A 465-nucleotide genomic window follows, 5' to 3' on the forward strand; every position below is an offset into this window, starting at 1 on the left:
ATGTAGCGGCAGGTCCGGTTCTCGCGATCACAGGAGCGGATCGACCAGTCCCATTGACGCGGCTCGTCACGCGGCTCATAGGAGCGCCCGGTGAACCAGATCACATGGGTCCGGTTCAGCCATTCGTATTCCGGCAGGTTGGTGTCGAGTTCACCCTCGCCGCCCGGACCACCGAGCTCGACCGGCACATGGGCGAAGGTGCAGACCCCGAAGGGCGGTAGACTCGGCCAGGGCGTGATGCGGCGGATCATGGTGCGATAGGCGCGGGCACAAACGGCACTCGGGGGGAACCCACCCGCCATGCAGAGCATGATGGCGCAGTCGATGTCATAGGCCTGCGCCTTCTCCGGGGCTCCGAACACTGCCATCACCCCCATCGCCGCCGCCATCACTTGTCGTCTCATGTCACTCTCCCGCAAAAGTTGCGCGGACTATCGCGCAATATGTATTTATCTGCAATATGTC

General features: G+C 62.6%; 1 protein-coding gene. It reads right to left on the reverse strand.

Annotated features, from left to right (window positions below; translation table 11 throughout):
- A partial coding sequence (locus tag A3728_RS19035; protein ID WP_067927495.1) for a hypothetical protein occupies positions 1 to 404 on the reverse strand: 404 nt, incomplete at its 3' end.
- Between the last annotated feature and the right edge of the window lie 61 nt (positions 405 to 465).

This window comes from Sulfitobacter sp. HI0040, from assembly GCF_001634885.1.
GTDB lineage: Bacteria > Pseudomonadota > Alphaproteobacteria > Rhodobacterales > Rhodobacteraceae > Sulfitobacter.